15 protein-coding genes are annotated in these 21,867 nt (G+C 63.3%); 11 read left to right on the forward strand and 4 right to left on the reverse strand.

The genetic code is table 11. From position 1 onward, the window contains the following. Window positions 1-2: 2 nt before the first annotated feature. The 9 genes from BLO97_RS04210 to tagQ all read left to right on the forward strand — a co-directional run bounded on the left by BLO97_RS04210 (window position 3) and on the right by tagQ (window position 13,947). Window positions 3-1,313 carry a DotU family type VI secretion system protein gene (locus BLO97_RS04210; protein WP_063323777.1) on the forward strand — a complete coding sequence of 437 codons (1,311 nt, stop codon included), beginning with the start codon at window positions 3-5 and terminating at the stop codon, window positions 1,311-1,313. Further along, window positions 1,310-4,810 (forward strand): type VI secretion system membrane subunit TssM, encoded by a 3,501-nt coding sequence (tssM, locus tag BLO97_RS04215; RefSeq protein WP_092345124.1) that lies wholly within the window; start codon window positions 1,310-1,312, stop codon window positions 4,808-4,810. The genes BLO97_RS04210 and tssM overlap by 4 nt, the downstream gene beginning before the upstream one ends. Continuing rightward, window positions 4,807-5,460, forward strand: a complete 654-nt coding sequence (gene tagF, locus BLO97_RS04220) for a type VI secretion system-associated protein TagF (protein WP_092221242.1) — start codon at window positions 4,807-4,809, stop codon at window positions 5,458-5,460. Before tssM ends, tagF begins: the two co-directional genes overlap by 4 nt. After that, the gene (locus BLO97_RS04225) at window positions 5,461-6,192 is read left to right on the forward strand and encodes a PP2C family protein-serine/threonine phosphatase (RefSeq protein WP_092221243.1); all 732 of its coding nucleotides are present in this window, start codon (window positions 5,461-5,463) and stop codon (window positions 6,190-6,192) included. Beyond that, the gene (locus BLO97_RS04230) at window positions 6,189-9,287 is read left to right on the forward strand and encodes a serine/threonine-protein kinase (RefSeq protein ID WP_092345126.1); all 3,099 of its coding nucleotides are present in this window, start codon (window positions 6,189-6,191) and stop codon (window positions 9,285-9,287) included. The genes BLO97_RS04225 and BLO97_RS04230 overlap by 4 nt, the downstream gene beginning before the upstream one ends. Continuing rightward, window positions 9,287-10,003 (forward strand): ABC transporter ATP-binding protein, encoded by a 717-nt coding sequence (locus BLO97_RS04235; RefSeq protein ID WP_092345128.1) that lies wholly within the window; start codon window positions 9,287-9,289, stop codon window positions 10,001-10,003. Before BLO97_RS04230 ends, BLO97_RS04235 begins: the two co-directional genes overlap by 1 nt. Beyond that, entirely contained in the window at window positions 10,003-11,199 is a 1,197-nt protein-coding gene (locus BLO97_RS04240) for an ABC transporter permease (RefSeq protein ID WP_092345130.1), read from the forward strand. Before BLO97_RS04235 ends, BLO97_RS04240 begins: the two co-directional genes overlap by 1 nt. Beyond that, window positions 11,192-12,919, forward strand: a complete 1,728-nt coding sequence (locus BLO97_RS04245; protein ID WP_092148322.1) for a formylglycine-generating enzyme family protein — start codon at window positions 11,192-11,194, stop codon at window positions 12,917-12,919. The genes BLO97_RS04240 and BLO97_RS04245 overlap by 8 nt, the downstream gene beginning before the upstream one ends. Window positions 12,920-13,005: 86 nt before the next feature. Continuing rightward, window positions 13,006-13,947 (forward strand): type VI secretion system-associated lipoprotein TagQ, encoded by a 942-nt coding sequence (gene tagQ / locus BLO97_RS04250; RefSeq protein WP_092345132.1) that lies wholly within the window; start codon window positions 13,006-13,008, stop codon window positions 13,945-13,947. 403 nt (window positions 13,948-14,350) lie between these two features. Here the strand turns inward: tagQ and BLO97_RS04255 are convergent, their stop codons facing one another. Continuing rightward, window positions 14,351-14,731 (reverse strand): DUF6124 family protein, encoded by a 381-nt coding sequence (locus BLO97_RS04255; RefSeq protein ID WP_092345134.1) that lies wholly within the window; start codon window positions 14,729-14,731, stop codon window positions 14,351-14,353. Between the two features lie 498 nt (window positions 14,732-15,229). On the opposite strand from BLO97_RS04255, the gene BLO97_RS04260 reads away from it, so the two are divergent. Together BLO97_RS04260 and BLO97_RS04265 are read left to right on the forward strand one after the other, a co-directional pair. After that, entirely contained in the window at window positions 15,230-15,613 is a 384-nt protein-coding gene (locus tag BLO97_RS04260; RefSeq protein ID WP_092345136.1) for a helicase, read from the forward strand. A 142-nt stretch (window positions 15,614-15,755) separates the two neighbouring features. Further along, window positions 15,756-17,063, forward strand: a complete 1,308-nt coding sequence (locus BLO97_RS04265; RefSeq protein WP_092345138.1) for an NHL repeat-containing protein — start codon at window positions 15,756-15,758, stop codon at window positions 17,061-17,063. Window positions 17,064-17,304: 241 nt separating this feature from the next. Here BLO97_RS04265 and BLO97_RS04270 read toward each other — a convergent pair whose 3' ends face one another. The 3 genes from BLO97_RS04270 to BLO97_RS04280 all read right to left on the reverse strand — a co-directional run bounded on the left by BLO97_RS04270 (window position 17,305) and on the right by BLO97_RS04280 (window position 21,787). Beyond that, window positions 17,305-18,702, reverse strand: coding sequence for an aminoacyl-tRNA deacylase and HDOD domain-containing protein (locus tag BLO97_RS04270; protein WP_092345140.1), 1,398 nt, complete (start codon window positions 18,700-18,702; stop codon window positions 17,305-17,307). 79 nt (window positions 18,703-18,781) lie between these two features. Next, a complete protein-coding gene (gene recG, locus BLO97_RS04275) occupies window positions 18,782-20,857 on the reverse strand; it encodes an ATP-dependent DNA helicase RecG (protein ID WP_092345142.1) in 2,076 nt (691 codons plus the stop codon). 9 nt (window positions 20,858-20,866) lie between these two features. Next, window positions 20,867-21,787, reverse strand: a complete 921-nt coding sequence (locus tag BLO97_RS04280; RefSeq protein WP_063323790.1) for a hydrogen peroxide-inducible genes activator — start codon at window positions 21,785-21,787, stop codon at window positions 20,867-20,869. Window positions 21,788-21,867: the final 80 nt, after the last annotated feature.

Here is a 21,867-nt window from a genome sequence, read left to right on the forward strand (position 1 = left end):
CGATGAGTAACGACGATCGTACCCAGTTCATGCCGACGCCCGGTGGCCGTGGTGGAGATCCCTTCCGCCCGGACGCTGGCCGGCCACAGCCGACGCCTGCGCCTGCACCGCTGTCGATGCCAGCCGCGCCGGTGCTCACCGGCAAGGCCGAGGGCCTCAACCCGTTGGAAAGCGCCGCCGGCCCGCTGTTGGCGCTGCTGACGCGCCTGCGCAACACCATTGCTCACCCGGCGCCGGCCAGTTTGCGCGCACAACTGCTGGCTTACCTGCGCCAGTTCGAAGAGCGCGCCGAGGCCGCCGGTGTGGTGCGCAACGATGTGTTGCTGGCCCGCTACGCCTTGTGCACCGCGCTGGACGAAGCGGTGTTGAGCACGCCGTGGGGCGGCACCAGCGATTGGGGCAAGCAAAGCCTGTTGATCACCGTGCACAACGAAGCCTGGGGCGGCGAGAAGGTGTTCCAGTTGCTGGAGCATTGCCTGCAAAGCCCGCGCGAGCGCCTGTATCTGCTGGAGCTTTTGTACCTGTGCATGTGCCTGGGTTTCGAAGGGCGCTACCGGGTGATGAACGACGGCCGCAGTCAACTGGAAGCGTTGCGTGAGCGCACCGCCGCCGTCATCCGCAGTGCCCGTGGCGATTACGAGCGCGAGCTGTCGCCGCACTGGCGCGGTGTCACCGTGGCCCGTGATCGACTGGCGCAATTCATGCCGCCATGGATCGCCGTGGCCATCGGCGCGGCCTTGCTGCTGGCGCTGCTGTTCGGCCTGCGGATGAAACTGGCCTCCGATGCCGAGCCGGTGTTCAAGAACATTCACTTCCTGGGCGAAATCCCGGTACAGACCATCGACCGCCCCGTGGTGCAGCCGAAAGTGGTCGAGCGCCCACGCCTGGCAGGCTTTTTGGCTGATGAAATCCGCGCCAACCGGATTGCCGTGGAAGACGCCGTTGACCGCTCGGTGGTGACCATCCGCGGCGATGAACTGTTCGCCTCGGGCAGCGCCAGCATCAAGGACGACTTCCAGCCGCTGATGCTGCGCATCGCCGATGCGGTGCGCAAGGTCAAGGGCCAGGTCCTGGTTACCGGGCACAGCGACAATCGGCCGATCGCCACCCTCCGGTTCCCGTCCAACTGGGCGTTGTCCGAAGCGCGGGCCCAATCGGTGCTGCAAATTCTTTCGGCCAAGACCGGCCAGCCCGAGCGCTTCAGCGCCGAAGGCCGCAGCGACACCGAGCCGTTGGCATCCAACGCCACCCCAGAGGGGCGTGCGCGCAACCGTCGGGTTGAAATCACAGTATTGGCGGAGGGGGTCGAGTGAAGGCGTTTTTCAGTTTTATGACCCGCTGGGTCATCCCATTGCTGGGGCTGATCGCCCTGAGCCTGATCATCTGGTTCGTTGGCCCGCTGCTCGATTGGCTGGTGCCCGAAGGCCGCCGCTGGGCCTTGATCGTCCTGGTGTTCGCGGTATGGATCGCCTACCGGGTGTTCCGCATCATCCAGGCGCGCCGTCAGGCCGCCGAAGTGATGCGCAGCCTGGCCGCGCAAACCCCACCGGACCCGACCAGCATCGCCACTGCCGAAGAGCTCGAAACCCTGCGCCAGCGCATGGACGAAGCCTTGGCCCTGCTCAAGAAAGCCAAGCTGGGCGGTGACGAGCGTCGTAATCTCTACGAGCTACCGTGGTACGTGATCATCGGCCCGCCGGGGTCGGGCAAGACCACCGCGCTGGTCAACTCCGGATTGCATTTCCCATTGGCCGCGCAACTGGGCGCCGGTGCCGTGCGCGGTGTTGGCGGCACGCGCAATTGCGATTGGTGGTTCACCGACCAGGCGGTCCTGCTCGACACCGCCGGGCGCTACACTACCCAGGACAGCGACGCGACCATCGACAAGGCTGCCTGGCTGGGCTTCCTGGGCCTGTTGAAAAAGCAACGAGCCCGACGCCCGATCGACGGGGCGTTCATCGCCATCAGCCTGTCCGACCTGCTGTTGGGCAGCGACGCCGAGCGCGCCGCCCATGCCGCCGCAATCCGCCTGCGGATCCAGGAGCTCTACACCCAACTGGGCGTGCGCTTCCCGATCTACCTGATGCTGACCAAGCTCGACCTCGTGCCCGGGTTCATGGAGTATTTCGACACCCTGAGCAAGGAAGAGCGCGCCCAGGTCTGGGGCATGACCTTCGCCCTGGACGATGGCAAGAGCAGCGACAGCCCACTGGCGCACCTGCAAAGCGAATTCACCGGCCTTGAGCAGCGCCTCAACGACCGCTTGGTGGAACGCCTGCAACAAGAGCGCGACCCGGCGCGGCGCGACCTGATCTACGGCTTCCCGCAGCAGTTCGGCGCCCTGAAGGATTGCCTGCAAAGCTTCCTCGAAGGCGTGTTCAAACCCAACGCCTTCGAAGAGCGCGTGTTGCTGCGTGGCGTGTATTTCACCAGCGGCACCCAGGAAGGCAGCCCGATCGATCGCCTGATCGGCTCCATGGCCCAGAGCATGAACCTGGACCGTCAGCACCTGGCGCGCCAGACCGGCACCGGGCGCAGTTACTTCATCGAAAAACTCTTCACCGCCGTGGCTTTCGCCGAGCGCGGGCTGGTGGGCGTCGACCCGAAAGTCGAGCGTCGGCGCAAGTGGATCGCCCGCGGTGTTCTGGCCTCCACCGTGGTGTTGGTGCTGGTGGTCAGCACGTTGTGGTGGGTCAGCTACCGCGCCAACCAGGCCTACATTGCCCAGGTCGATCAGAAGGTCGCGCCGTTGGGTCAGACCGTGCAGAACCTCAGCCCGGCGCAACGGGATGTGCTCGCGGTGTTGCCATTGCTCAACGCCGTGAAGCATCTGGCCGACGACGCCCCGAGCTGGGCCGAAGGCTTGGGCCTGTACCAGGGCGACATGCTCGAAGCCGAGTCCGGCAGCGTCTACCGCAAGCTGCTGATCGCGGTGTTCGCGCCACGTCTGCTGACGCGCATCGAAGAGCAGCTGCACAGCGGCGGCAATTCGGATTTCCTCTACGAAGGCTTGAAGGCCTACCTGATGCTCGCCGACACCGAGCATTACGACGCTGACTTCATCAAGGCCTGGATCGCCCTGGATTGGGACCGCAGCCTGCCGCGTGATTTGCCGGCCGAGCAGCGCCAGGCCCTGACCGCGCATTTGCAGGCACTGTTCGAACGGCGTCCGCCCCTCGCGCGCCTGGACCAGCGCCTGGTCGAAGACCTGCGTCGCCAGTTGCAGCAATTGCCGGTGGCCCAGCGGGTCTATGACCGGATCAAGCGCCAGAAACTGCCCGAAGGCATCCCGGACTTCCGCATCAACGAAGCCGCCGGGCGTGACGCCGCGCTGGTTTTTAGCCGCAAGAGTGGCAAGCCGTTGGGCGAGCCACTGAGCGGGTTCTTCACCGTCAAGGGCTACCGCCAGGGCTTCTTGCTCACCAGCCTGAGCCAGACCGGCACCCTGGCTGAAGAGCAGTGGGTGCTGGGCCATGAACAGGCCGATCAGCAGAACGTCGCCAGCCTGGCCGCCGATGTGCGTCGCTTGTACTTCCAGGACTACCTGCGCCAATGGGACGCCTTGCTGGCCGACATCGACTTCGTGCCGATCACCAGCGTGGCCCAGGCCGCCGATGTGCTGCGGGTGATTTCCGGTCCGACCTCGCCGTTGAAAAAGCTGTTGGTGGCGGTGGCGAAGGAAACCGACCTGCAACAGGATGAACGCCTGCTGGCCGCCCAAGGTGCGCCGGTAGAAGGCGGCGTGGACAAACTCAAGGAGCGCCTGGGCAGCTTGCTCGGCCAGGAGCAGTCGACGCAAAACGCACCGGCGCAAAGCGATGACCCGATCACCGCGCACTTCGCCGAGCTCAACAGCATCGTCAGCAAAAGTGAAGGCGAGCCGGCGGCCATCGATGGCTTGCTGGCCGACATGAACGCTTTGTACGTGCAGGTCAGTGCCATGGTCGGTGCCAGCGGCGACGCCTTGCTCGGCGAAGCCAAGAACCAGGCCACGGCCGCTGCTACGCGCGTCAGCCTCAACGCTGAACGCCAGCCGCCGCTGGTGCAGGGTTTGGTCAAGTCGGTGGTCAACTCCACCACCAACAGCATGATGGGCGGGGTGCGCAACCAGCTGAACGCCGCCTGGACCAGCGAAGTGGTGAATATCTATCGCCAGTCCCTGGCCGGGCGCTATCCGATGTCGCCAGGCAGTGCGCGGGACGCGACCCTGGATGATTTCGGCCAGTTCTTCGGCGTCGGCGGGGTAATGGACAACTACTTCCGCAAGTACCTGCAACCCTACGTCGACACCTCGACGCCGACCTGGCGCTGGCAGCCGGGCGCGGCGCAGAAGCTCGGCATCGCCCCTGGCGTGCTGCAGACCTTCCAGCGCGCGGCGACCATCCGCGATGCGTTCTTCCGTTCCGGTGGCACGCAGCCGATGGTGCGTTTCGAGCTCAAACCGGTGGCGATGGACTCGACCATCACCCAGTTCCTGCTCGACCTCGACGGCCAACAGTTGAGCTACGACCACGGCCCAAGCCGCCCGACCGCCATGCAGTGGCCGAACCCGGGGAGCATCGGTGTGGTGCGGATCTCGATCATGCCGCCGTCGTCCAATGGTCGCTCCGGCATCACCCTGGACGGGCCGTGGGCCTGGTTCCGACTGCTGGAACAATCGGACCTGACCGCCGGTAACTCGCCGGATCGCTTCAACCTGCGGTTGCGGGTCGATGGCGCCAGCGCCTCTTATGAGCTGCGGGCCAACAGCGCCTTCAATCCATTCAAGAGCCGGGTGCTCAGCGGCTTCAGCCTGCCGGAGCGGCTATGAGCACACCGGGCTTCTATGGAAAGTTGGCCAGCCGCGGGGATTTCGTCAGCCGTGGCTTGCCCCAGAGTTTTATCGGCCCGTGGGATTCGTGGTTGGCGGCGGGTTTGCTCGCCAGCCAGACCAGCCTCGGCGAGCGCTGGCTGGATGCTTATCTGGTCAGCCCGCTGTGGCGCTTCATGGTCGCGCCGGGTGTGTGTGGCCCGGACGCCGCCGTCGGGGTAGTGATGCCGAGCATCGACCGGGTCGGCCGTTATTTCCCGCTGACCGTCGCGGTGCTGCTGGAGCCCGACGCGGACCCGGCGTCCGTGGTGGGCGGTGCGGACGAGTGGTTTGAGCGGGTCGAGAACCTGTTGCTGAGCACGTTGAGCGTGGAGGCCAGTTTCGAGGCGTTCAACGAACAGCTGGAAACCCTCGGTAGCCCGATGCACCTGCCGCGCACGCCGAGCAGCCGTTTCGCCAGCCTGCATCGCTTCGATGCCACCGACCCGCAGCGGCGCACGAGTGCCCTGGCCGAGGCGGCCTGCGAAGGCGCGAGCCTGTGGTGGGGCCAGGGATCGGAACGCATTGCCCCGGGTTTGATGCGCTGCCAGGGATTGCCGGCGGCGGCTGATTTTGCGCAATTTTTGCTCGGCCAAGAAGGTGTTGTGTAGATGCGTCCAAGTGCCGGAAAAGCAATCAAGTCTGCAAGCAAGAGCCATGTCGGGATGGTCCGCCAGGTCAACGAAGACGCCTGCCTGGACCTGCCGGAAAACGGCCTCTGGGTGGTGGCCGACGGCATGGGCGGGCACGCGGCGGGCGACTACGTCAGCAGCCTGATCGTCGACAGCCTGCGCGGCATTGCCGTGGGGCGTTCGCTGGACGAATACGTCGCGGCGCTGCAAAGCGACCTGCTGCGGGTCAACGCCGCCGTGCGGGAAGAAACCGCCAACCGTGGCGTGACGATGATGGGCAGCACCGTGGTGGTGTTGGTCGCCCGCGACCTACGCGGCATGTGCCTGTGGGCCGGTGACAGCCGTTTGTACCGCTTGCGCGACGGCGTGCTCGAAGGCATCTCCCGGGACCACAGCTACGTCCAGGATCTGCAGGACAGCGGCCTGCTCAGCGAAGCCGAGGCGCGGGTGCACCCGCGGGCCAACATCGTCACCCGGGCCATTGGTGTCGAGGCGCAACTGAACCTGGCGCTGACCGAGCTGCTGCTGGTGCCCGGCGACAGTTACCTGTTGTGCAGCGACGGGCTGACCAAGACCGTCGAGGACGAGGAAATCCGCGAAGTCTTGAGCCACGACGAGCCCGGCGAAATCGTCAGCAGCCTGGTGTCCCTAGGCCTGATGCGCGGCGCGCCGGACAACATCACCGTGGTGGTCGTGAAGGTGCCGTCATGAGCTTGACCCTGAACATTGTCATCCCCGGCTACGACATCGAAGGGCCGATCGGTGAAGGCGCGATGGCCAGCGTGTACCTGGCGACCCAGCGTTCGCTGGAACGCAAGGTGGCGTTGAAAGTGATGGCCGCCGCGCTGGCCGCCGACCCGACCTTCTGCGAGCGTTTCCTGCGCGAAGGCAAGACCCTGGCGCGCCTGTCGCACCCGCACACCGTCACCATCCATGACATCGGCAACGTCGGTGAGCTGTATTACATGGCGATGGAGTACCTGCCCAACGGCACGCTCAAGGAACGCATCGCCGCGGGCCTGACGCCGGAGCAGGGCCTGACCTACATCCGCCAGATCGCCTCGGCCCTGGGCTATGCCCACGGCTTGGGCCTGGTGCACCGTGACGTCAAGCCGGCCAACATCCTGTTCCGTGCCGATGGCACGGCGGTGCTTTCGGACTTCGGTATCGCCAAGTCCCTGGACGACCGCACCCAATTTACCCAGGCCGGTTTCGCGGTCGGCACGCCCAGCTACATGAGCCCGGAACAGGCCCGTGGGCAGGATATCGATGGCCGCGCCGACCTGTACGCCCTGGGCGTGGTGCTCTACGAAATCCTTGTCGGCAAACTGCCGTATACCGGCAACGACGCATTGTCCACGGCCCTGGCGCACCTGACCGAACCGCTGCCGGAACTGCCGGTGCACCACGGCCGTTACCAGGACGTGCTGCGCAAGCTGCTGGCGAAGGATCCGGCGGAGCGTTTCCCGGATGCGGCGGCGTTGCTGCGGGCGCTGGATAACCTGCCAGACGAGTCGGCGCAAGCGACGTTGATTCGGCCGTTGTCGTTGCAACTGCCGACCACGTCGCCTGCGGTGGACGACTTGGCGGGTTTGACGCCCATGTCCATCGACATTCCCAGCGGCCCGGCTTATTCACCACCGCCGCCACAATCGCAGCCCAAGCCCGTTGCGCCGCCGATAAAACCGACGGTTCAATCCTCGGTGTCGGAGCAACGCAAGGGCCCGGTGTTCGCCCTGGCCGCCGTTGCGGTCGCCGTGGCGCTGGCGCTGGGTGGCGCGGGTTATTGGTGGTTGTCCGGTGATGACGGCAAAGCAGTGAAGACGCCAGTGGCCACCACCACCTCGGTCAAGCCACCGGAAGTGAAGCCGCCGCAGGCCCCGGAAGTACCAGGGGTCAAACCACCTGTTGTCCCTGCGGCTCAGCCACCCGTGGCGACCGAGGCTGATGGCGGCCAGCGTCCGCTGTTGATGGCGGGCAAGAAAACCCTGTTCCAGCGCGTGCTCAGCAAACCGGGGGCGAAGCTCGCCGACGCGCCGGGCGCGGCACCGGGCAAGGCACTGCCAGCGTTTTCCGTGCTTTACGTGTATCAGCGCAAGGACGTCGACGGCGGTTCGTGGGTACGAGTCGGTGCGGCCACTGACGGGCGCAGCGACGGCTGGTTGCCCGCCGCCCAGGTCAGCGACTGGAAGCAGAGCCTGGTGCTCAAGTTCACCGAACGTTCTGGCCGTGCGCCCGTGATGTTCCTGCGTCAGCCAGGCGACGTGGAAAAGCTCCTGGCTAACCCATCGGCGGCCAAGAACGTGTTGCTCAAGGCACAGCAGAGCCCGCAGGACGACCAGCAAGTACTGGCCCTGGAGCCGGCCGCCAGCGCCGTGCCGCAAAGCCAGTTCTACCTGTTGCCGATCTTCGATTCCCGCGAGAGCCTCGATGAGAACGGCCAGCCGGTGCAGTTGCTGAATGTGGCGTCGATCGATCCGGGCAACACCCCCAAGGCGTCGAGCAACACGCCGATCACCACCGCCAACGCCGACGCGTTCCGCACCGCCGTGGTGCTGGTAGTGGACACTACGGTGTCGATGCAGCCCTACATCGACCAGGTGCGCGACGTGGTCCACGAGCTGCAAACCCGCATTGCCGAGCGCGGCGAGTTGGACAGCGTCAGCTTCGGCATGGTGAGTTTCCGCAGCAGCATCAAGAAAACCCCGGGCCTGGAATACGTCGCCAAGACTTTGATCACCCTGGAGCAGGGCCGCGACCCGCAACGCTTCATGGAGCTGGCGCGCCAGGTCAAGGCATCGACGGTGTCGAGCCATTCGTTCAACGAAGATGCGTTTGCCGGGGTCATGGAAGCCGTCGAAGGCATGGACTGGTCCGGTTATGGCGGGCGTTTGATCCTGTTGGTCACCGACGCCGGGGCCCTGCGCAAGAACGATCCATTTGCCGCCACGCAAATGAACGAGGCCGAAGTGCGCCAGGCCGCACTGGGCAAGCAGATCAAGATCTACGCCTTGCACCTGCTCAGCGACGCTGGCAAGAAAACCCACGCCGGCGCCCAGAGCCAGTACCGCACCCTGACCGCCGACGCCAACCCGCAGATCGGCGATCTGTACATTCCGGTGCCGGGCGCTGACGTGCGCAAGTTCGGCGAGCGTGTCGACGAAATCGGTTCGGTGTTCGCCGACCTGGTGCACCAGGTGCGCAGCAACAAACCGCAAACCGTGCCGCTGTTGAGCGCCGCGCCGAGCCTGGCGGATAAATCGGCGGCGGTCGGCTACGCGATGCACATGGACTTTTTGGGGCGTAAATCCGCCAGCCAGGCGCCGCAACTGGTCAGCGCCTGGACCGCCGACCGCGACCTGACCAACCCGGCGCTGCCGGCGTTCCAGGTGTGCGTGATGCTGACCAAGCTGCAACTCAACGACTTGCAGCAGTCGCTGAAGCTGATCGTCGATGCGGCCCGCAAGACCCAGAGTTCACCCAAGGATTTCTTCCAGGAAATCGCCAGCGCCAGTGCCTACATGAGCCGCGACCCGTCGGCCCTGCGCAAGGGCGGCAACCTGGCCGACGGCGGCATTCTGGGCGAGTACCTGGAAGGGCTGCCGTACCGCAGCAAGTCGCTGAACATGACCCAGGACCTGTGGTTGTCCTTGAGCGTGGCCGAGCAGGAAGACTTCATCGACGAGCTGGATTCGAAAATCCGCCTCTACGAAACCTTCCACAACGACCTCGCCAACTGGGTGCGTTTCGGCGATGCCGAGCCGGGTGACGCCTTGTACCGCGTTCCGTTGTCGACGCTGCCGTGATGCTGGACATGAGCGCAGTGCACAAAAGCCGGGGCGCCGGCAGCCAGCGCTACAGCCTGGTGATTCCACGGCTGCAATTGCGCGGCGGTGAGCAACTGGCGGTGGTCGGACCCAGTGGCTGTGGCAAGAGCACATTGCTGGATCTGTTGGCGCTGGTGCTGGCGCCGGATCAGGCCGGGCGGTTCGACTTCACGCCTGCCAATGCGCCGCTGGACATCGCCAAATTGTGGCGTGGGTCGCAACAAGGCACCTTGGCCGAGCTGCGCAGTCGTCACCTGGGTTATGTTCTGCAAACCGGCGGCCTGTTGGGCTTCCTGGACGTGCGCGGCAACATCGAGTTGTCGCGAAAACTGTTGGGCTTGAAGGATGACGGCAGCGTGACGCGCCTGGCTGGGCAGTTGGATATTGCCGATCAACTGGACAAAAAACCGGCGGACTTGTCCGTCGGCCAGCGCCAGCGGGTCAGTTGCGCCCGCGCCCTGGCCCATGGCCCGCGCCTGCTGCTGGCGGATGAACCGACCGCCGCCCTCGACCCGCTGAACGCCGAGCGCGTCATGCAGTTGCTGGTGGCCCAGGCGCGCGAGCACGGCGTGTGCTGTGTGGTCGCCACTCACGACGAGGCCCTGGCCCGTGCCAGCGGTTTGCAGGTGCGGCGCATCAGTTGCCGTCGCGATGTCGACGGCGGTGTCACCGCCACCCTCGGGGAGGCTTGCTGATGCGTGGCGCGCTGGTGGCCTCCCTGGCCTGGCAGGATTACCGCAACGATGCCTGGCTGTCGGCCTGCTCGGTGCTGGCGTTGGTGGCGGTGGTGGCGCCGTTGCTGGTGTTGTTCGGCCTGAAGTTCGGCTTGGTCAGCAGCCTCACCGAACGCCTGCAGAACGACCCGGCCACCCGGGAAATCATCCCCTTGGGCGGCGGTCGCTTCAGTGCCGAGTTCGTCGAGCAATTGAGCCAGCGCAGCGACGTGGCTTTTGCCTTGCCGCGCACTCGGCAGATCGCCGCCACGGCGGACTTGAGCGGCGATGCTTCGGTCGTCACGGTCGAGATGATTCCCACCGCGGCCAACGATCCCTTGTTCGAGCATTTGCCGGTGCCGCAAGGCCTGGATCAAGTGGTGCTCAGCCAGACCGCCGCCGAAAAGCTCGGCGCCAAGGCCGGCGATTGGGTGCAGGCCAGTTTCGGTCGGCAGGTGGCCGGTCGCAGCGAGGCGCAGCGCACTCGCGTGCAGGTATTGCACGTGCTGCCCCTGCAAGCCTTCGCCCGCGACGGTCTGTTTGCACCCCTGGCCTTGCTGGAGGCCGCCGAGGATTACCGCGATGGCCGCGCCGTGCCCGCGTTCGGCTGGCCGGGCGATGCGGTGAGTGTGGCCGGGCAACGGGTCTACCCGGCGTTTCGTTTGTATGCCCGCAGCCTCGGCGACGTCGAGCCGCTGCGTCAGTATTTCGCCGGGCAGAACCTATTGGTCTCGACCCAGGCCCAGACCATCGCACAAGTGCAATCGCTGAGCCGCAATCTGTCGATCGTGTTCTGGATCATCGCCGGGTTGGCCTTGGCCGGCGCGTTCGCGGCGATTTTTGCCGGCGCCCTGGCAGCGGTCGAGCGCAAGCGCCGGGAGCTGTCGGTGTTGCGCCTGCTGGGGGTTTCCACGGCGGCCCTGTTGTTGTTCGTGGTGTTGCAGGCGCTCTACAGCGCCACGTTTGCGGCCTTGCTCAGTGCCGGGCTGTATGGCTTGGCGCAGTCGGGCCTGAATCATTTATTTGCGCAGATGCCGGGCGAGTACGCCAGCCATCTGCTCGTGCGTCACTACACCTTGGCCCTGCTGGCCGTGCTCGGCGTCAGCGCCGTGGCGGCGGCGTGCGGCGGCTGGCGCGTGGCGCGCATCCAGGCGTGTGAAGGAATTCGCGATGTATAAGTTATTGGGCGCCGCCGTGGCGTTGAGCCTGGCCAGTTTGGCCTGGGCCGATGAAGGCACCGACAAGTTGGACAACCCCAAGCCGTTGCCCGATGACGTCAGCCTGCCGCTGCCGTGCGAAGGGCAGATGGTGTTTCGTTACGTCTACATTCTCGCCCAGGGCACCCTGGACGACCGCGAGATCAGCCTCGGTTACCCGTTCAGCGAAGGCGAGGCGGGTTATCAGCAGTCGTTCATTTCCGGCTACCGGCGGGACTTCATCAACGGTCAGTTCACCCTCAAGGACCTGCCCAAGGACTGGAACACCACCATCACGCCGTTGATGCCCAAGACCGACGCCAAGACGCCGCTCAAGCCGATGTTGTACTTCATCGGCAAGTACGAGGTCACCGCGCGCCAGTACGCCCAGGTCATGGCCCAGGCGCAATCGCTGGCCAGCGGCGAACCGGCCCCGGCCTGCGAAACCTTGCAAGCCGATTTGCCCCAAGGCGTGGCCGGGCGTTTGCCCAAGGTGAAACTGTCGAAATTCGAGGCCGAGCGTTTCTCGGCGGTGTACAGCGCTTGGCTGATGAAGTACCACAAGGACCTGCTGCCGGTGAGCGGTCGCGGCACCTCCGCCGAAGACGGCGGGCTGGGTTTCGTGCGCTTGCCGACGGAAGTCGAATGGGAATTCGCCGCCCGCGGCGGGCAAGCCGTGAGTCGTCAGGACTTGGAAGGACGCCTGTTCCCACGGCGCCTGGAAGGCAGTGAAAGCGACGGGCCGCTGGCCGATTGGGCGGTGTTCAACCAGGTCGCCGGTGGCACCGGGCAGGCGGCGCGGCTGATGCCCATTGGCACCAAGTTGCCGAACCCTATCGGTTTGTTTGACGTGGTGGGCAACGCCGCCGAGATGGTCCAGGAATCCTTCCAATTGGTGCACGCCGGTCGCCGCCAGGGCGCCTATGGCGGCTTCGTGGTCAAGGGCGGCAACTACCTGGAAGGCGAGGGCACGCTGTTTACCGGGATGCGCCGCGAGTACCCGTTGTTCGCCGCCGACGGGACCGAGCAAAGCAACGAAACCACCGGCTTCCGCGTGGCCGTCGGGGCGTTGTCGGCGCCGCGTTCGCGCTACAAGGAATTGTTTGCCCAATGGCAGAAAGAAGGGCGGCTCGCGTCGCTGACCGATGCCATCGACGACGCCGACGACCCGACCAAGCGCCTGGACAGCATCATCGCCGCCAGCGTCGATCCGCGCCTGCAAGCCGAACTGGGCCTGGTCAACGAAGAGCTCAAGCGCAACGTCTCGCTCATCGCCCAGCAGCGCGAGGAAGCGGCGGGCAACCTGATCCAGTCGTCAGCCTTGGTGGCCGAGACCGTCAACAACTACAACATTCGCCTGACCAATCTGCAGAACAGCCGGCAAGCCGCCCTGGACGCCAAGGACGAGGCCAGCGCCCAGCTGTTTGCCACAGCCATCGACAATGGCCGCAGCGCCTTGGACGGCGCGGTGGCGATTTACATCGACAACCTGGCCACCGGCACGCGTTACACCGATGCGGTGATCCAGGCGCAGTTCCAGCGCATCAAGGAAGAATTGGAGCGCAAGCCGGTCCTAGGCAAGAGCCTGGTGGCGCGTGCAACGTTATTCGTTCGTCATGTCGGGGATTATCGTCAGCAAAAACGAGCCGACCCGGCGGCGATATTGAAGGAATTGCTCGCATCGAACGCTCAGCGGTCTTGAGTGTTCGTTGTCAGCGAGCTTGGAAGGGACTCAGGCGGCAATGGGGCTGTGCTGAGCTGGTCAAAACTTAAAACGAGAACACAACTATGCTTTTCTCCCGTAAACCTTTTGCTTCGGTTTCCAAGCGTCACTTGCTGATGGTCGCTGTCGGCTTCAGCACCGTACTGACCGGCTGCGCCACGTCGCCGACTTCCAAAGTCGCCTCGAGCACCAAGGTCGAGTACTACCCTAACTGCTACGAGCCGGTGCAGCACTTGCGCTCCACCGAAGGCAACATGACCAAGTCGGTGGTTACCGGCGCGGCCGTTGGTGCAGTGGGTGGTGCGCTGCTGGGCGCCCTGACCGCCGACAAGGAAGACCGTGGTCGCAACGCGGCCATCGGTGCTGCTGGCGGCGCCCTGGCCGGTGGTGCAGCCGGTTACTACACCGAGCGCCAGAAGCAGATCGCCGATGACAACCAGCGCATCGCCTCCTACGCCGCCGACGTCAACAAAAGCGTCTCCGACATCGACCGCAGCACCGCTTACGCCAAGACGTCGCAGCAGTGCTACCAGAACGCGTTCAGCAAACTGGTTGCCGACCGCAAGGCCAAGACCGTCAACGACACCGAAGGCCGCAAGCGCCTGGCGGAAATCGTCGCTGGCCTGAAAGAGTCGAACGACCTGATTGTCGCGGTCAACGGCAAGGCCTCGGAAGATCTGAACAACTACACCCAGGCCTATGAGAAAGACCTGCAGCAGGTGGGTGTGCAGCGTACTGACGTGGTGACTGTGGCCACTGCTGATACCACGCCGGTCGTGGCTCAGACCACCAGCAAGACCAAGAAGATTGTGAAGCCGGCGAAAAAACCACCGGTGTTGCCAACCGTGCCGAAAGAAGCGGTGACCACCGAGAAAACCCTGCAGACCGCCAAGGCCAAGCAGGATGAGAGCAAGCAGGTCGCCAGCGCGGGTACCACTCAGGTCAATAGCATGTGCAAGAACCCGGACCTGGGTGACTGGGCACCGGTTCCTTGCCCGAATGTTTGATTGAGGTTGTTTTGTGGGGGGGTACATATCCGTTGCTGCGGTAACGGCTGCTTAGGGTTCCGCTCTTACAGCGGGTCACTTTCGAAAAGCGCGAAAGTAACCAAAGCGCTTGTGCCCCACCACTCGGTGCCTCGCTAGGGCTCGGCATGCCCGAACGTAGGCATTGCTCCGTGGGCCGCCGCGAAGGGCCATCCATGGCCCAGCGCGGCTATCCCGGCATCCATGCCGGGATGCCCACTGCGCAATACCTACGTTCGGCCATCGTGGTTAACGGGGCGCCGAGATCAACGTCCACCGCGAGGCGGCCTGATAGCCGGCCTGGCTCTCTCTGTCGTACTCCGATCCAATTGTGGGAGCGAGCTTGCTCGCGATGGCGTCGGTTCAGCTTGCATCAATGCCAGCGCTACCCCTTGGCGTCAGGCGCCGCCATCCCCTTGTTTTCCAGATCATCCAACGCCCGCTCGACCAACAACTGCACCCCATCGGCCATGCGGCTTATCGCCAGGGCTATGCAGCGGCGTGAGTCGTCGACGTCGTCGGCCAAGTCGGCGGCGATGGTGCTGATGGAGAGCAGGTCTTCGGAGGCGTTGGCCAGCAGGGTTTCGGTGTCGATGCGGGGGGAGACGATGAAGAGTTGGTTTTTGTCGGGTTCGGGCGGGGAGGGTTGGGGGTTGAGGTAGTAGTCGAGGGCGCGGGTGGCGGCGTCTTCGAGCCTTTTTTCTTCTTGAGCTTCGACGCGGGATTTGTGACCGTTTTGCGGCGGATTAGGAGTGACCTTGAACATAGATGTATCCCGATATGTATTTGAAGAAAACAGCCACCGTTCGTTGCACCGAATTAAGGTGGCAGCCGTGCGTAGGTGTGCAAGACCGGGCATATCGGACCCCGGCAGACTCGAAAGTCTCCCACGCACAGCCGCCATAGCAGTTGCGCGCCGATATGTACCGGACTTGCACGTCCGTGTCACCGTTTTTTGCGATGACGAACAAAGGTTAGCGGTGCCCCAGGGCCCTGCCTAGTTCACGAACAGCTCGGCGTTTTGAAGGAAATATCCGAGGAGCAAGAGAGCAAAAAGGTCAAAAGATCGCAGCCTTCGGCAACTCCTACGGAAATGGGTGTAGGAGCTGCCGAAGGCTGCGATCTTTTGACTTTTGGTTTTGTGACTTGGCAGTCATCTTTCGCGAAAACAAGCTTATCTTCCGACAAAGCGATCCGATGATGGCGTTCCGCTGAAGAATCGCTAAACTGCCCGCCATTCATCTTTCTTCACGAGGCGGTGCCCATGAAATTTCGTTTTCTGCTGTGGATGCTGGGGTGGTTGATGGGCAAGGCCAGCCGGACCAATCCGGCGTTCCAACAGCAGTTGGGCGATAAGGAATTGGTGTTCCAATTGCAAACCCTGGACGGCAAGGTCGCCCGGCATTTCACCGTGAAGAACCAGCGCATCACCAGCCAGTCCGGCGTTTATCCGACCCCGGCCTTCGCCATCGCCTTCAAGGACGCCGCCTATGGCTTCGCCACGATGCAGGCCAAGAACAAGCAACTGGCATTCATGACGGGGATTCAGGACAAGTCGATCCAGATCAAAGGCAACCCGGCGCTGGTGATCTGGTTCCAGGGGCTGACCAAGTATTTGAAGCCGAGGAAGGCCAAGCCAAAGCCTTAATGAGGAATTACGCTCATTAAATGAATTTTTATTCCGATTAAAGAAATCGAACTGTTAACTCTGACAGGTGTGTAAGTGCTTGGTTTAGGTTTTCATTTGGTTTGATGTCAATGTGGGCATCATTTTTAGTGGAAGCAATGCCATGATTACTCCAAGTAAAAATTTAAAGCCAGGCACCCTTGATCCATCTTTTGGCACCGATGGAGTACTCCTCGTTCCGATACCGGAAATCAGCGCAAACAACGTGTCGGCGCTTTGCGCTCTTCCGGACAATAAGCTGCTTGCTATCATGCCGTTATTAGGAGTAAGGGCGCCGGTGGTGGTTGTGCGTTTAAATGAAGACGGGACACTCGATACCAATTTCGGTGATTCGGGAGCCGGTTACACTGAGCTGCCTTTTATGTCAGGTGAGGCTTTGAGTGGTATTAATGCCCTTGCGGATGGAGGCGCGCTGGTTCGCTTTAGATACCCGGAAAATGGGAATATATATAGCATAATAATAAAGTTGCGCTCGGACGGTACTTTCAATACCACCTTCGGAAATAACGGTGTGGTCAGGATTTTAGGCTCGAATCGTTCGCAACAAAGCGAAGGGGCTGGAAGCCTGCAAGTAAATGATGAACCATTAGGAAGAGCGCAGGGAGGAAGGCGGTACTCTGCGTTAGAAGATCCAGTCGGCAACATAGTTTTAATCGACGAGATTGATTTCTTTGGGCGAGCCAGGGTTGTGGTGAATCGCCTGAAGTCCGATGGTTCTTTTGATGAAAATTTTAATGGGGGCAGAGCAATTGTCGAACTTCCTGGCGTCGAATATCAGTGGCTTTTGCGCGGAGGATTCGCCGTTCAGTCGGATGGACGCGTGGTGGCAACTGGCGTATATGGCGATGATACGTATCGGGGGGCGTTTATAGTACGTTTTGATAATTCAGGTCGTCCGGATGCGGCATTCAACAATGGTGCGCCAGTAGTAATTCCCACAAATGCCGACTCCAGGCTCGGCTCTGTTGCAGTGAATATGAGGCAAGATGGGACTGAAAGAATAGTACTGGCAGGCTATGTTGCTGGTGGCGGGAATTACAGCGGCTTTATGGTGGTGCTCGACGGTGATGGGTATTACGATCCGCTATTTAACGAAGGACAACCGCTGTATTCTAAGTTTTCTTACGGGAGTTTTTGGTGGTCCAACTGCAATGCGCGTAATGATGGTTCAATAATCGCTGTCGGATTTGGGAGCAATGAGTTGCATGACGGTGGTACGCTGACCGCTTGTTATCGTGATGATGGCACTTTAGATTCGGAATTCAACGACGGGCAAGGCTTTGTTGTTTATGCTGGGCCTGACCGGGCTAGACCCCCGTCAGATATGGCAGACATGGATGATAGACGGATCGTTGTAAGCGGTTCGGGCTTTGACAGAAATAACAATTGGGTCCTTCGCTATCTGGGTTAGTTATACGCGACGCGGGCTATGCCCCGTCAGAAAGACGGGTTTGAATGACATCCTTATCGCTCCTGTTCCCCTGCATGCCGCTAGGGGAACAGGAGCGTTCCGCTTCTGAAACGTGACGCGGAGCGTGGGAACGATCAAAAACAGATATCTCGTGGACGTCGTTCTAGTTCCCTGCGCGACAGCGCAGCGTCGAAGACGTGGCGGTGGCTCCCTCACCACAAGCTCATCGATCAGCCGGTGGTCAGTGGCTGAACTGCGAAGCCAGTTCGCGCAGCAGCACTTCGGCTTCAAGCACCTTGCTGACCACGTCATTGACCTTGTCTCGAGACAGTCCTACACGCTCGAGCAAAGCATCGGGAATTTCCTCGTCCGGGCCGGAGCCGATCCCTCGCGAGCGCAGCAGGCGTACGGCCAGGCACACCAGGTTCGGGTAGGCGGCGTATTCGCCGTCGTAGTGCGGGTCGTGCTGGAAGCGCAGGGCGGTGGCCAGTTCGTCGGGCATGTCCCAGTAGCGCATCAGCCAGGCGCCGATCTGCTCGCGACTGATGCCCAGCAGGTGCTGTTCCACGTAGCTGTGGCACAGGTGCGGGTTGACCTCCAGGTGCCGGCAGATCAGCGAGAAGTGCGGCGGGAACACGTGGGCCAGCAGCAGGTAGCCGAAGTTATGCAGCAGGCCGGACAGGTAGGTCAGGCCGCCTTCGGGGCGCTGGGCCCGGGGCATGGCGCGGGTCAGGCCTTCGATGACGGCGGCGGTGTAGATCGACTGGTGCCAGTACGGCGTGGTGTGTTGCGGGTGGTCTTTAGGCAGGCTCAGGGTCTTGCCCAGGGCCAGGCCCAGCGCCAGGTTGATCACCAGGTCGAAGCCCAGCACCCGGACGATGGCGTCTTCCACTGAACGAATCTTGCCAGGCGAGGCGTAGTAGGGCGATGCGGCCCAGCTCACCACTTGCGCGGCCAGGGCCGGGTCGGTTTCGACGACGCCGGTGATGTCATCGATGGTCGCGTCTGGGTCGACCCGCAGCTTGATGATTTTCTGAGCGGTTTCGGCCAGCGGCGGGATCTCGATGGTTTCTTCCAGCCGTTGCTGGATACGCCGGGCGGTGAACGCCTGTACGGCCTGGGTGATTTCCGCGCGGTCGTCGTGTGGGCGGTCCAGGTTTGGGGTGATGTTGCTCACGGCTTCGCCGAACGTTGCGGCGCTGGCCTTGGTGAGCATGGTCTTGAACGCTTCGCTGGTGACTTCCAGCAGCAGTCCCGGCTCGCCCGAGTTGATCAGCAGCTTTGGCTCACGCAGCAGGCTTTCTTCGTACAGGCAGGGTGAACTGGTCAGCGCCGGCAGACCGGGCAGCAGGCTCAGGCTGTGTTTACCGAGCATGCGCTCCAGGCGGTCGGTAGGCACTGCCGTGAGTTTGCGGCCGGTGAGTTCGGCCAGGCGGTTGAGGTCCAGCAGTTGGCTTTGCGGAAACAGCACCATCAGCGCGCCAACGGCATCGTGCAGCAACACTGCCTGTACTTTGCGGGCTGGGTTCAGGCCGGGGCGTTCGAGCACTTCGTCAAAGCCGATGCCCAATTTCTCGAGCAACAGCCGAATAACAGACGGAGCGTGCGGGGATTCGGGAACGAGGGCAGCTTCTGTCATGGTCTGTATCCGTTTTCCTACAAGTTGGTCAGTATAACCAGCTTGTCCGGTACGCGCGTCCGGAAAACTGAGCGCGTGCTCACACTTGGCCGTATTGCTGCCCGTGGCGCAGCCAGCGATCCAGCAGCGGGCTGACGTGGTCGGGCCAGCGTTCCAGCAGCGCCTGGGCGGCATCGCGTACGGCGGGGAGCAGGTCGGCGTCGCGCATCAGGTCGGCTACCTTGAATTGAAGCAGACCGGTCTGGCGCGTGCCGAGCATTTCACCGGGGCCGCGCAATTCGAGGTCTTTTTCGGCGATGACGAAACCGTCGTTGGTTTCGCGCATGATCCCCAGCCGCTGGCGACCGATCTGCGACAGTGGCGGGTGATACAGCAGGACGCAATGGCTGGCGGCGCTGCCTCGACCCACGCGTCCGCGCAACTGGTGCAACTGTGCCAGGCCCAGGCGCTCGGGGTTTTCGATGATCATCAAGCTGGCGTTGGGCACGTCGACGCCCACCTCGATCACCGTGGTGGCAACCAAAAGTTGCAGGGCGCCGGCCTTGAACTCAGCCATGACGGCGGCTTTCTCGGCGGGCTTCATGCGTCCGTGGATCAGCCCGACCTTCAACTCGCCGAGGGCGGCGGTGAGGTCCTCAAAGGTGGTCTCGGCCGCCTGGCAGGTCAGTTCTTCCGACTCTTCGATCAGCGTGCACACCCAATAAGCCTGCCGCCCTTCTGCGCAGGCGCTGCGCACGCGCTCGATCACCTCCACTCGTCGGGTATCGGTCACCAGCACGGTGTTGACCGGCGTACGGCCGGGCGGCAGTTCGTCGAGGATCGAGGTGTCGAGGTCGGCGTAGGCGCTCATCGCCAGGGTTCGCGGGATCGGCGTCGCGGTCATGATCAGTTGATGAGGGCACATCCGCCCGCCCACGCCTTTCTGCCGCAAGGCCAGGCGCTGCTGCACGCCGAAGCGGTGCTGTTCATCGATGATCACCAGGGCCAGGTTCTTGAATTGCACTTCGTCCTGGAACAACGCGTGGGTGCCGACCACCATCGGTGCCCCTTCGGCGATCTGCGCCAGGGCGGCGGCGCGGTTCTTGCCCTTGAGCTTGCCGGCCAGCCAGGCGACTTCGATGCCCAACGGTTCGAGCCAGCGCTGGAAGGTGATGAAGTGTTGTTCGGCGAGGATCTCGGTGGGCGCCATCAGCGCCACTTGATACCCCGCTTCCAGGGCCTGGAGCGCGGCGAGGGCGGCGACCACGGTCTTGCCGGCGCCGACATCGCCCTGGATCAACCGCAGCATCGGCTCGGGCTGGCTCAGGTCGTAGGCGATTTCGTTGCCGACCCGTTGCTGGGCGCCTGTGGGGGTGAACCCGAGGTTGGCCAGGTAGCGGGCCGGCAGATCCCTGGCCTTGGGCATGGCTGGGGCGCGCAGGGAACGCAGGCTTTCGCGCAGGCGTTGTTGGGACAGTTGATGGGTCAGCAGCTCTTCGAACGCCAGACGATGCTGGGCCCAGTGATGGCCGACGGCGAGTTCGTCCACGTCGGCATCGGCGGGCGGATGGTGCAAGTAGCGGATCGCATCGGCCAGGGGGGCCAAGTGGTAATCCCGGGCCAGTTCCGTGGGCAGCCAGTCGGGCAGGCTGCTGGGGCCGAGCAGGGTCAGGGTTTGCTGGCAGAGCTGGCGCAGGCGTTGTTGGGTCAGGCCTTCGGTGAGGGGGTAGACCGGGGTCAGGGTTTCGTCCACCGGCGGCGGTTCGTCACCGGTGATGGCGCGGTATTCCGGGTGATAGATCTCCAGCCCCGAAGCCCCGGGCCGCGCCTCGCCGTAGCAGCGCACACGGGTGCCGCGCTTGAGGCCCTCCTTTTGCGCATTGCTGAAATGATAGAAGCGCAGGCTGAGCCCGCCGGTGCCATCCTGCAAGCGCACCACCAGGCTGCGACGGCGACCCATGACCACGTCGGCGCCGCTGACGGTGCCTTCGATCACCGCATCCTGTCCCGGGCGTAGATGGCCGATGGGCACCACGCGGGTGCGGTCCTGATAGCGCAACGGCAGGTGAAACAGCAGGTCCTGGAGGTTTTCCAGGCCGACCTTGGCCAGTTTTTCGGCCATGGCTTCACCGACACCCTTGAGTGTGGTGACCGGCACTTTCGACAGCTCAGTCATGAGAGCGGCTTACTTGCCAGCGGGCGGCTTGGCCACGGAGCACAGGCGGATCGAGTCGGCTAGGATTTCGATGGCCTTGGGCCGCGGGAAACTGGCGCGCCAGGCGATGGCCACGGTGCGGAACGGCACGGGCGGCGTCAGCGGGCGGACTTCGATCACGCCCGGGGAGTAATGATGGCTGTCCACCGCCGACAGCGGCAGGATCGAAATACCCAGGCCCGACGCGACCATGTGACGGATGGTTTCCAGGGAGCTGGACTCCACCGTGGTGTGCTTGGCGCCTTCGTTGCCCTTGGTTAGGGTCGGGCAGGCTTCGAGCACCTGGTCGCGGAAGCAGTGGCCTTCGCCAAGCAACAGCAGGCTCTTGTCGTTGAGCTGGGCGGCATCGATGGTCTTTTTCTGGGTCCAGGGGTGCTGGGCCGGCATCAGGACGTAGAACGGTTCGTCGTAGAGCGGCAGGGTCAGGACGTCGGCTTCGTTGAATGGCAGGGCGATGATGATCGCGTCCAGCTCGCCGTTGCGCAGCTTGTCGCGCAGCACATGGGTGAAGTTTTCTTCGATGTACAACGGCATCTGCGGGGCGACCCGGTGCAGTTGCGGAATCAGGTGCGGGAACAGGTACGGGCCGACGGTGTAGATCGCGCCGACTTTCAGCGGGGCGGTCAGTTGGTTCTTGCCGGCCTGGGCCAGTTCGCGAATACCCTGGGCCTGCTCCAGGACCTTTTGCGCCTGGGCCACGATGCCTTCGCCCACTGGAGTCAGGCGCACGGCGCTTTTGCTGCGCTCGAAAATCAGCACACCGAGTTCGTCTTCAAGCTTTTTCACGCCCACCGACAGCGTCGGCTGGCTGACGTGGCAACGCTCGGCCGCATGGCCGAAATGCTGCTCTTGGGCGAGGGTCACGATGTAGCGTAATTCTGTGAGGGTCATGGCGAGCGTCCGTGAAGTTGCGAGCCAAGCATACCGGCTGCAATCGATAGACGCACGTTATCAGACTGGGGGGGCGGTGT

Origin of the sequence: Pseudomonas sp. NFACC05-1 (assembly GCF_900100135.1) — a bacterium.
Taxonomy (GTDB): Bacteria; Pseudomonadota; Gammaproteobacteria; order Pseudomonadales; family Pseudomonadaceae; genus Aquipseudomonas; species Aquipseudomonas fluorescens_Q.

Coding starts and splice junctions, on each gene's coding strand:
- tagF (WP_092221242.1), top strand. CDS start 4,807: ATGAGCACACCGGGCTTCTATGGAAAGTTGGCCAGCCGCGGGGATTTC.
- BLO97_RS04260 (WP_092345136.1), top strand. CDS start 15,230: ATGAAATTTCGTTTTCTGCTGTGGATGCTGGGGTGGTTGATGGGCAAG.
- BLO97_RS04280 (WP_063323790.1), bottom strand. CDS start 21,787: ATGACCCTCACAGAATTACGCTACATCGTGACCCTCGCCCAAGAGCAG.
- tagQ (WP_092345132.1), top strand. CDS start 13,006: ATGCTTTTCTCCCGTAAACCTTTTGCTTCGGTTTCCAAGCGTCACTTG.
- BLO97_RS04270 (WP_092345140.1), bottom strand. CDS start 18,702: ATGACAGAAGCTGCCCTCGTTCCCGAATCCCCGCACGCTCCGTCTGTT.
- recG (WP_092345142.1), bottom strand. CDS start 20,857: ATGACTGAGCTGTCGAAAGTGCCGGTCACCACACTCAAGGGTGTCGGT.
- BLO97_RS04210 (WP_063323777.1), top strand. CDS start 3: ATGAGTAACGACGATCGTACCCAGTTCATGCCGACGCCCGGTGGCCGT.
- BLO97_RS04240 (WP_092345130.1), top strand. CDS start 10,003: ATGCGTGGCGCGCTGGTGGCCTCCCTGGCCTGGCAGGATTACCGCAAC.
- BLO97_RS04225 (WP_092221243.1), top strand. CDS start 5,461: ATGCGTCCAAGTGCCGGAAAAGCAATCAAGTCTGCAAGCAAGAGCCAT.
- BLO97_RS04230 (WP_092345126.1), top strand. CDS start 6,189: ATGAGCTTGACCCTGAACATTGTCATCCCCGGCTACGACATCGAAGGG.
- BLO97_RS04245 (WP_092148322.1), top strand. CDS start 11,192: ATGTATAAGTTATTGGGCGCCGCCGTGGCGTTGAGCCTGGCCAGTTTG.
- BLO97_RS04255 (WP_092345134.1), bottom strand. CDS start 14,731: ATGTTCAAGGTCACTCCTAATCCGCCGCAAAACGGTCACAAATCCCGC.
- BLO97_RS04235 (WP_092345128.1), top strand. CDS start 9,287: ATGCTGGACATGAGCGCAGTGCACAAAAGCCGGGGCGCCGGCAGCCAG.
- BLO97_RS04265 (WP_092345138.1), top strand. CDS start 15,756: ATGATTACTCCAAGTAAAAATTTAAAGCCAGGCACCCTTGATCCATCT.